Origin of the sequence: Parabacteroides leei, assembly GCF_023369805.1 — a bacterium.
Taxonomy (GTDB): Bacteria; Bacteroidota; Bacteroidia; order Bacteroidales; family Tannerellaceae; genus Parabacteroides; species Parabacteroides leei.
In genome coordinates this window covers 26,080-35,128 of record NZ_JAMBQG010000032.1, presented here as the reverse complement: position 1 = coordinate 35,128, position 9,049 = coordinate 26,080, and the positions used below count along the sequence as shown (strand labels likewise).

Annotated in this window: 6 protein-coding genes; 2 read left to right on the top strand and 4 right to left on the bottom strand. The window is 41.8% G+C overall.

Annotated elements, in window-relative coordinates; all coding sequences use genetic code 11:
* Positions 1 to 172: 172 nt before the first annotated feature.
* On the bottom strand, positions 173 to 1,540 hold the full coding sequence (locus M1P97_RS25465; RefSeq protein WP_229058719.1) for a Gfo/Idh/MocA family protein: 1,368 nt from the start codon (positions 1,538 to 1,540) through the stop codon (positions 173 to 175).
* Positions 1,541 to 1,827: 287 nt separating this feature from the next.
* Between M1P97_RS25465 and M1P97_RS25460 the strand changes: the two genes are divergently transcribed.
* A complete protein-coding gene (locus tag M1P97_RS25460) occupies positions 1,828 to 3,882 on the top strand; it encodes an alpha-L-fucosidase (protein ID WP_195375402.1) in 2,055 nt (684 codons plus the stop codon).
* Positions 3,883 to 3,952: 70 nt separating this feature from the next.
* Here the strand turns inward: M1P97_RS25460 and M1P97_RS25455 are convergent, their stop codons facing one another.
* Positions 3,953 to 4,795, bottom strand: a complete 843-nt coding sequence (locus tag M1P97_RS25455) for a LytR/AlgR family response regulator transcription factor (RefSeq protein WP_195375403.1) — start codon at positions 4,793 to 4,795, stop codon at positions 3,953 to 3,955.
* 177 nt (positions 4,796 to 4,972) lie between these two features.
* Here M1P97_RS25455 and M1P97_RS25450 point away from each other — a divergent pair, with 177 nt between their 5' ends.
* Complete coding sequence (locus M1P97_RS25450) at positions 4,973 to 6,118, top strand: DUF6051 family protein (protein WP_249390540.1); 1,146 nt, start codon at positions 4,973 to 4,975, stop codon at positions 6,116 to 6,118.
* Between the two features lie 32 nt (positions 6,119 to 6,150).
* Here the strand turns inward: M1P97_RS25450 and M1P97_RS25445 are convergent, their stop codons facing one another.
* The gene (locus tag M1P97_RS25445) at positions 6,151 to 7,386 is read right to left on the bottom strand and encodes an alpha/beta hydrolase family protein (protein ID WP_249390539.1); all 1,236 of its coding nucleotides are present in this window, start codon (positions 7,384 to 7,386) and stop codon (positions 6,151 to 6,153) included.
* Positions 7,387 to 7,457: 71 nt separating this feature from the next.
* Positions 7,458 to 9,047, bottom strand: coding sequence for a RagB/SusD family nutrient uptake outer membrane protein (locus M1P97_RS25440; protein WP_249390538.1), 1,590 nt, complete (start codon positions 9,045 to 9,047; stop codon positions 7,458 to 7,460).
* Positions 9,048 to 9,049 lie beyond the last annotated feature (2 nt).

Below are 9,049 nucleotides of genomic sequence, written 5' to 3'. Positions count from 1 at the left end.
ATACGACGAATATTAAGCCTTATTACCTAATTAATGAAAAAATAGTCGCATAGACAAAAAAAGAGGAACGACTATTTTTGCCAAAAAAAGAAGGGGATGTGCCTTAGTTTTGACACATCCCCTTCTTACTTATGATAGAAATATACTACGTATCTATTACATAACCTACAATTTACATAACAGGTGCATCCGGAGCTTTACCTGGTTTTGGAGCTTCACCTTCCTTGTAATCAGGTAACGATCCCATTTCATATTTTTCCGGACCATAGCGAAGAGTCGATGCCATGATTTCATCCCATGTAATCGGTTTACCGGTATAAGCTGCTTCACGTCCAAGAATAGCAACCTGAGTAGAATAGGCCAATGCTTCTGCCTGATTTATTTTTTTATCCAAACGAATTGATTCAACCAAATGAACATGTTCCTGATCGTATGGATTCTTAACAGGCTTATTCTGATAGTCATATTCCCAAAGCGTATTTCCATTGTAATCTACAATCTTGATCTCTCCTCTATCATTTAACTGAGCGACCCCTTTGGTTCCATAAACCTGTTCAGACACATTCCCATCACAACCATCGATCTGACGAGCAGTAGCCAACATCCGTTTGTTATTATTATAATAATAGTCTACGCTAAAAAAGTCATAAATATCTCCGGTCAGACGTTGCGCACGACCTCCGAAACCAACTGCACGAACCGGGCGGTCTTCCATGAACCAAGTTACAACATCAATATTATGGATTGCCTGATCCAATAGGTGGTCACCACTTAACCATTTGATATTAAACCAATTTCGAATACAATATTCCATATCGCTCCACTCGGGCCGTTTCCGCTTATTCCACCAGGCACCCTGATCCCAATGAGCAGAAGTTGATACTATATCACCTATCAACCCGTTCTTTACCTGAACATAAGCTTCCCAATAATCCTTACGATGACGACGCTGATTACCCGTTACTACAGTCAACCCTTTAGAAGTAGCCACTTTCGCCGCTGCAATTACCGTACGGATACCAGTAGGATCGACAGCGCAAGGTTTTTCCATAAAAATATGCTTACCTGCTTCCACTGCCGCTTTGAATTGTTCCGGACGGAAATGTGTTGGTGTACAAAGCAAAACAACATCAATATCATTCATTGCCAACACCTTCTTATACGCATCAAAGCCCAAAAAACAGTTGGTATCAGGCACCTCATTTTTAAACTGTTCCGATAATACTTTCCGGCAAGTAGCCATTCGGTCGGGGAATAGATCGGCCAATGCGATAATAGATACATTCGGACCAGATTTAAGGAATTGTGTTGCAGCTCCAGTTCCACGATCGCCACAACCTACCAATGCCGCTTTCAATGGTTTACCATCAGGAGCTACGTCTACGAAAGAAAACATACCCAATTCTTCCGGAGAATAATTTTTCACAGCTTTACCTGCATCCTGTTGTTGTGTACACGAGGTCATTACAGCCGACGACATACCCAATGGTATTCCGGCACCCAGCAAAGCTGTGTTTGTTAAGAAATCTCTTCTTTTCATGGTATTTAAAATAAATAGTATAGTTATCTAACGCTCAAATATATGAATTCAAAAATAAATAAACAAACTTAGTTATAGATTTATACACCAGATTTCTAGATGCATAGAGGCTATATATATGTATTTTATACAATAAGACAATAGATATTGTACAAAAGACGCCAAGTATATAACCGGACTCCCTTTATCCTGTAATACAATAACTAAAAAAGTCTAAACGGGAAGAGCTTTGTTTTGCAAAGCATATTTTTCGTACCTTTGAAGTCTAAACAATAACATTTATTATGATGAAAAACTCAAATTATCTTCTCCTCCTAGGATTAGGTCTTAGCACTTTATTCTCCTGTAAAGAGACAAAAGCACCAGATCCAGTTTATCCTATCCCGACACCTGAACAGGTCGAATGGCACAAAATGGAAACTTACGCTTTCGTCCATTTTGGTTTGAATACGTTTAATGATCTCGAATGGGGATACGGAGACACTCCCGCCTCCACCTTCAACCCGACGAATCTGGACTGTGACCAATGGGTTCGTACTATCCAGGCTGCCGGACTCAAGGGAGTAATCCTCACCGCCAAGCATCACGATGGTTTCTGCCTGTGGCCGACCGCAACGACAGAGTACAGTGTCAAAAACTCTCCCTGGGAAGACGGAAAAGGAGATATGGTAAAAGAGCTATCGGATGCCTGTCACAAATATGGCTTGAAATTCGGGATCTACCTCTCTCCCTGGGATCGTAACAGTGCAAATTACGGACAACCCGGATATGTAGAGAAATTCCATGCTCAGCTTCACGAACTGGTTTGCAACTATGGCCCTCTATTTGAATATTGGTTCGACGGAGCCAACGGAGGAAACGGTTGGTATGGCGGAGCTAACGAATCCCGCTCTATCGATCCTAACACTTACTACAAATACGAAGCTGCTGTCGATACAATCAAAAAATATAATCCATCCGTTATGATTTTCGGAGGAACCGAACCGACTATCCGCTGGATCGGCAATGAAGAAGGTTGGGCTGGAGATACGCAATGGAGTATGTTCACCAAGAAAGAGGGTGTTCACTACCGCCAGAGCCAGTGGGGACTGGAAGACGGCGACCAATGGCTGGGTGGCGAATGCGATGTTTCCATTCGTCCAGGTTGGTTCTATCATGCACGTGAAGACCACCAGGTCAAATCATTATCCCATCTGGTGGATTTATATTACCGTAGTGTCGGACACAATGCGAACTTCCTATTAAACTTCCCTGTTGCCCTAAACGGTCAGATCAGTCCAACCGACTCTATCCGCGCTGTCGAATGGTATCAAACAATACGAAACGACTTGAAAACGGATCTTTTGAAAGGTGCTGCCGTTGAAGCCAGCAACTCCCGTGGCGGTCAGTTCAAGGCTGGTAAAGTCAATGACGGAGACTGGGATTCTTACTGGGCGACAGAAGACGGAGTAACAAACGGAACACTTACATTCACATTTAAGAAGCCGACAGATGTAAACCGTTTGATGATACAGGAATATATACCTTTAGGCCAACGCGTAAAAGCCTTTACTATCGAGACAGAAAAAGACGGACAATGGGTACCGGTCGAAGCTGCCGACTCAACCACTACAGTAGGTTACAAACGTATCGTTCGTTTCCAGACCGTAAAAGCCGATAAGATACGGATCAATTTCGAAGAGTCACGCGGCCCGCTGTGTATTAATAATGTAGAGGCTTTCCTTGCTCCTGCTTTATTAACCGAACCGGCCATCCGCCGTGACCTGAAAAACAGGGTTACCATCCGGGTAGAAGATAAAGGTTCGGAACTTCATTATACAACCGACGGTACAGAACCGACAAAAGATTCTCCCCGTTATACAGAACCCTTTACTTTTGCTAAGAGAGGAACGATCAAAGCTATCTCATACGACCGCACATTTGACAAAAGTAGTCCTGTATCAACAAAAGAATTGGATATTCCGGCTTCCGACTATACAGTCATTTACCCAAAAGACGAAAAAACATCGGTTATGTTCGATGGAAACGGATATACCACCTTCTATTTACCAAAAGGGAAGCAAGAGATCGAAATACAATTGGCAAGTGAAGTTACAATTTCAGGATTCCGGTACGTACCGAATCAGGGACGTGATGCAGGCGGACATGTTTCAAACTATCAATTGTACGTCAACAACAAGAAGGTCACGGAAGGAGAATTCTCCAACATCAAGCATAATCCGATCGAACAGGAAATTAGCTTTCCAGCTGTAAAAGGGGATAAAATACGTTTTGTGGCAACACGGATCGTAGATAATCAATCACAGGCAGGGATTGGAGAGTTTTCGGTAATAACGAAATAAGGATTCAGTATTTATCAAATGTGAACCAATGAAGTCGACTTCTACAAGGTCGGCTCCATTGGTTCATTGTTCATGACGAATAGGTCATAAACCAATGCGTTACTTTCTCACTATATGTTTTTGAGATAGGGATATCCGGAACCTTTTCTACACCTAATTCAAGATAAACACCATCTTTTTCGCGACGGATTACCTTTACCTGGTCAAAATTGACCATATATGAACGGTGACAGCGTAATACATTCGTCTCAGCTAGACTTTCCTCAATGGCTTTCAAAGAGTTACGCAGCATAAATTTGGTCAGGACTCCCTTATTAAGGTACCAGATACAAACATAATTATCAGCAGATTCTATATATAAAAGATTACTCCGTTTTACCGATAGACGTAACTCACGCTTCTCATCATAAAAAGAGAATACAGACAGCCTATTTGCCACCTCGGTCCTGTCTTCCTCCAATAAACGTAACTGACGTTCTTTCTCCTGATAGGAAAAATACAGGTGTAAGACGGAATAAGGCAATAATAATACCAGACTCGTATTAATGGACGATTCCTTAAAAGCACTCAGATATTCCCTCTCCGGATTAAGCACCAGCGTATAAATCGTATAAAACAATGACATAAAAAAAATCTCCAACAGTATCCACAACGCGTATCCTCCGATCGTAATCTCATGTTTACGCCCCCAGTAATACATCACGATCCGGCTAATAACGACAACCAACACTCCTGTCAGAATGATCAGACTTGAAAAAACAAAAAACTTGAATTCCGAAACCGAATACCAACTGGAAGAACTGAACGGCTTATAGATATTTATAAACACCAAAGCAAAAAGTGCCGTCAGCAGGATCAGACGAACGATATTCGATTTCCCATAAATATATGCAGGGATTTTATAACCTAACATTCCCATATTTTTGCCTCTTATTTGATAACAAATGTACTATAAATCCTGATATATTCGCCCCACATATAAGAAATTCGCCCCTATATTCGACTTTCTACCCCTTTGGAGAGTCACTAAAACCATTTATTTGGCGGAGTTGTTTTTATAGTGTTTGTTTGCAGTAAAAAATAGAACGTTATGGATATTTCACTTCGCACACAACAACTTAACAGCCTTTTTTCGTACGATAAAAAGACCTGTCTGGAAGAAAGTCGTTTAGATATAATCCCCTTTCGTTTCACACAAACGATAGCTGCCAGCGAAATCGACGAATTCCAAAAAGAACTTGCAACGACAGACTTCTGTACCGTTACCGATGACCATATCCAGGAAAATAAAACATTCAATTATACCATATTCGCTCCATCCGGAAAAGAAAAACGGGATAAAGCGATCATTCTCCTGCATGGTCTGAACGAACGTACCTGGGAAAAGTATCTGACCTGGGCTGAGTACCTGACAGAAACAACCGGAAAACCAGTCATTCTTTTTCCCATCGCTTTCCATATGAACCGTACTCCTGGTAGCTGGTGTAATCCACGGGCCGTCTTACCCTGGGTTGGACAGCGTAAACTAAAAATCAATGATCTGGCCAACTCCACCTTCGCCAATGTGGCATTAAGCAGCCGTTTGTCTATCAATCCGCTACGCTTTTATGCTTCCGGTCGCGAATCGGTCTATAATCTTTGGCAACTGGTACATGAAATAAAGGATGGGAAACACCCCTTATTTAAAGAAGACACTTCCATCAACCTGTTCGCCTATTCAATCGGTGCGTTACTGTCGCAGGTATTACTATTGAGCAATCCGGAGAAGATGTTCAGTGACACACGCCTGTTTATGTTTTGCGGCGGTTCGATCTTCAGCCAGATGAACGGAAGCGCACGCGACATTATGGATCAGGAGGCGTTTGACAGCCTGCAACGCTTTTATCGTCATGACTTTTTGGAGAATCGTTCGTTACCGACATCTTTCAAAAATGATTTTCTGGAACAGGCCTTCAAAGCGATGATACGTCCGGATGTATTACAAGATTACCGAGAGTCGTTCTTTCAGCGGGCCTGCAACCGGATCAAAACCATCTCATTAAAGAAAGATATCGTGATGCCAACAAATGGAGTAATCCAGGCAATAGGGAAAGTATCTGACAAGATACTGGAGGAAATTGATTTCCCATTCCAGTATTCTCATCAGATACCTTTTCCGTTTCGATCAAAAGCAGATCAAACACTCGTGAATCAAGCATTCAACCATATCTTTAGCAAAGCAGCCGCATTCCTGTAGAAAGAATGTTTTGTTATCTATTATGCAAAGCGTTATCTCAGTATTTTATGCAGCCAGGGAATTATCAGCTCATTTTTAAAATAATGGGAAGATGGATCAACATTTACCAATTCGAAATAAGCCTGTGGAGTCAGACCTTCCGAAAGGTGCTCCACATCATTTCTCTTAGTTTTATCGGCAAACTTCGGATAATGATGAAGTTCCACATTTTCAGGCTTCCCGCAATCATCATAAGCTGCCTGAATCAGACGGAAATCGCGATCAAGGCCTCCTTCCGTAAAAATGATCGGACGGGGAGCGAGAGAGGCTGCAACATCCGGAAAGTTGAAATACTTCCAATAGTCAGGAATCAAATGACGGATAGAGTTAGGAAAAGGTCGCCTGTTTTCTTTATTCGGTGCCGTCATAACAACAGCCCGTTCCTGTGTCTGACATAAAAAATCATTATACACAAATGCATAAATATCCTTATCCAATACACCTAAAACCATCATAGGCTCTGTTCCCAACGAAAAACCGCTTACTACAATCCGATCTGTTTTTATGAAAGACTGTTTTTTCATCCACTTCAATACCTGCATATCCAGATAAGAGGTGTATCCAAGCCAACTCCAGCCCAGTTCCAGCAAATAACGGGAAACCACGTCATAATCATAATTCCATCCTTTATCATAACACTCAAGGTCGGAAGCTTCGCCGGCCGCAGCATTATCAACAGCAACAGCCACATAGCCTTCCTTTACAAGGTTCAAAGCCATTGTCACTTTCGGATCGGTCGTATCTTCTGTTAACTTAGGACATATACCAGGTTCTCCTGCCAGCCCTTCCTTTGTTCTTCCAGACCCCGGGATACACAAGATACCGGGAACAGCATCCTTCAGGTTATCCGGTTTCAATACAAGAAAAGTCGATACACTCTTAGAAAATGGATAAAACTCCCATTTTTCTATTGTATATCCATCCCTTTTTTCCGTTTTGACACAAACAGGATCGGGCTGATTCTTCACCTCCGGGAATTTCATAATTGTAACCATAGCACTTCGGACACTATCTTGCCATTGCTCAAATTCGTCGCCGGACATACCCGCCCGATAAGCAAACTTCGGATGCGTATCTTTCAGCATCTCATGTACAATACCATATGAACTCAGAAAGCGCCCATCCGGACGATCCGATTTCGGAACTGCATGTTCCTGGGGGTTATAATTCTGCGAATAACCGGTCAGGAAGAAACTACAGATTAAAAGAAGAAGAACAGTTCTTTTCATTTTCATCAGAATTTAATAGTATACAATAAAAAAAGCCGGACATAAATAATACATCCAGGCTCTTTTCCATTTTAATTATCATAGCCCGGAGTCTGTTTGATCTCCGGATCACCGTTCAAAACCTCAACATCTACAGGCCACAACATCATATAAGACTGATCGTCTGTCAAAATAGGTAACGTACTACCATAATGCGCTTTAGCAGAAAAGACAAATGGTTTACCGTTGGCATCCTTCAGACGAAGAAGGTCGAACCAACGACAACCTTCACCAACAAACTCCTTATCACGCTCCTGTAAAATAGCCCATTCATTATCCGCAAAACTACCTCCTTTATATTCATGCCCCGCAAATTTATCACCGTAAGCACGTTGGCGGACATCATTAATATATTTCGCACACTGAGCCGAGTTTCCTAAACCGTTTTCACACTCTGCCAGCATTAGCAACACATCCGAGTAACGGTAAATAGGAACGTCCGAATCATAGTAGTGAGTACCTCCATCGGTATGACCTATCAGCTTTTTCCAACAAGCACCACGGGTTTTTCCTTCAAATAAATATTGAAAGAAGGTCGCATCCAGACGCGAATCGTCTTTATCATAGATATCTACAAACGCTGTCTTATATTCATAGCGAAGCGGCCCTGCCGTCAACAACTTCAAAGGATCTGCATCATACCTATTACCATCCAGGTCTGTTGCATTCGTGAAAAGAGCGACATTATAGAACCAATTCGCTCCCCAATTGGTCAGTTCGTTTTTGTCGAAACACAAAGTAAAAATAAGTTCCTTATTTTTCTTTCCTTCCGGTGTCCATAAACCGGCGTAGTCCGTTACTAACTCAAATTGTTGATTCAAAAGGTTCGACAAGGCAGTTTTTGCTGTTTGCAAATCGCTGTTACCCGGATCGACTGTGGTTACCGAAGCAATATGGCCTCCCTCTCTATCCGCACCTGTCGTCACCTTGGCAGACCACATATAAATCTTTGCTTTCAACATTTCCGTTGCATAATACGACCATTCATACAAAACGGAAATCTTCTTATCAGCCTTAGCGAAGAACTCTTCCGATTTATTTATATCCGTTTTAATAAAGTTCAATGTTTCTTCCGGAGTTGAACGAGCCTTGTATAAGGCTGTAATATCAATGTTACCCTCTGTGACAGTCGGCTCCGTTTCCAGCGGAACCCCACCAAACGTACGATAAAGATAAAAATAATAATAAGCACGCAAACCATAGGCTTGTCCGAGATAGAATGATTTCTCGGCTTCGCTCATATAGTCGATATCCCTGTCTACATTTTTTATAAACAGATTTATATGCATGATACCCGGATATAGCTCATACCAATCCTTAATACCTGTATTATCTTTGGTCAGCAAGTTATTTGTCATAGGGGGACCATATACTCCTTCCCCCATAGAGGTAACATCGCTTATAAGAAGTTCGCTTCTGAACTCTCCCAAAGTAACCGGCATCTGGTATTTACTTCTCAAATCGGCATGGATACCAGTCATGAACATCTCAGCCTGTGACTTTTGATTCCAGAAGTTAGTTGAGCCGTAATAATCTTCAGGCGACAAATCTAATGAATCGCAGGAGTTAAGTCCTATCATCCCTGCTAATAATATGCTTATGCTATAAAATAACTTTTTCATAA

Bases quoted from the DNA above. Each gene is read 5' to 3' on its own strand.
- M1P97_RS25465 (WP_229058719.1), bottom strand. From the start codon at position 1,540: ATGAAAAGAAGAGATTTCTTAACAAACACAGCTTTGCTGGGTGCCGGA.
- M1P97_RS25460 (WP_195375402.1), top strand. From the start codon at position 1,828: ATGAAAAACTCAAATTATCTTCTCCTCCTAGGATTAGGTCTTAGCACT.
- M1P97_RS25455 (WP_195375403.1), bottom strand. From the start codon at position 4,795: ATGTTAGGTTATAAAATCCCTGCATATATTTATGGGAAATCGAATATC.
- M1P97_RS25450 (WP_249390540.1), top strand. From the start codon at position 4,973: ATGGATATTTCACTTCGCACACAACAACTTAACAGCCTTTTTTCGTAC.
- M1P97_RS25445 (WP_249390539.1), bottom strand. From the start codon at position 7,386: ATGAAAAGAACTGTTCTTCTTCTTTTAATCTGTAGTTTCTTCCTGACC.
- M1P97_RS25440 (WP_249390538.1), bottom strand. From the start codon at position 9,047: ATGAAAAAGTTATTTTATAGCATAAGCATATTATTAGCAGGGATGATA.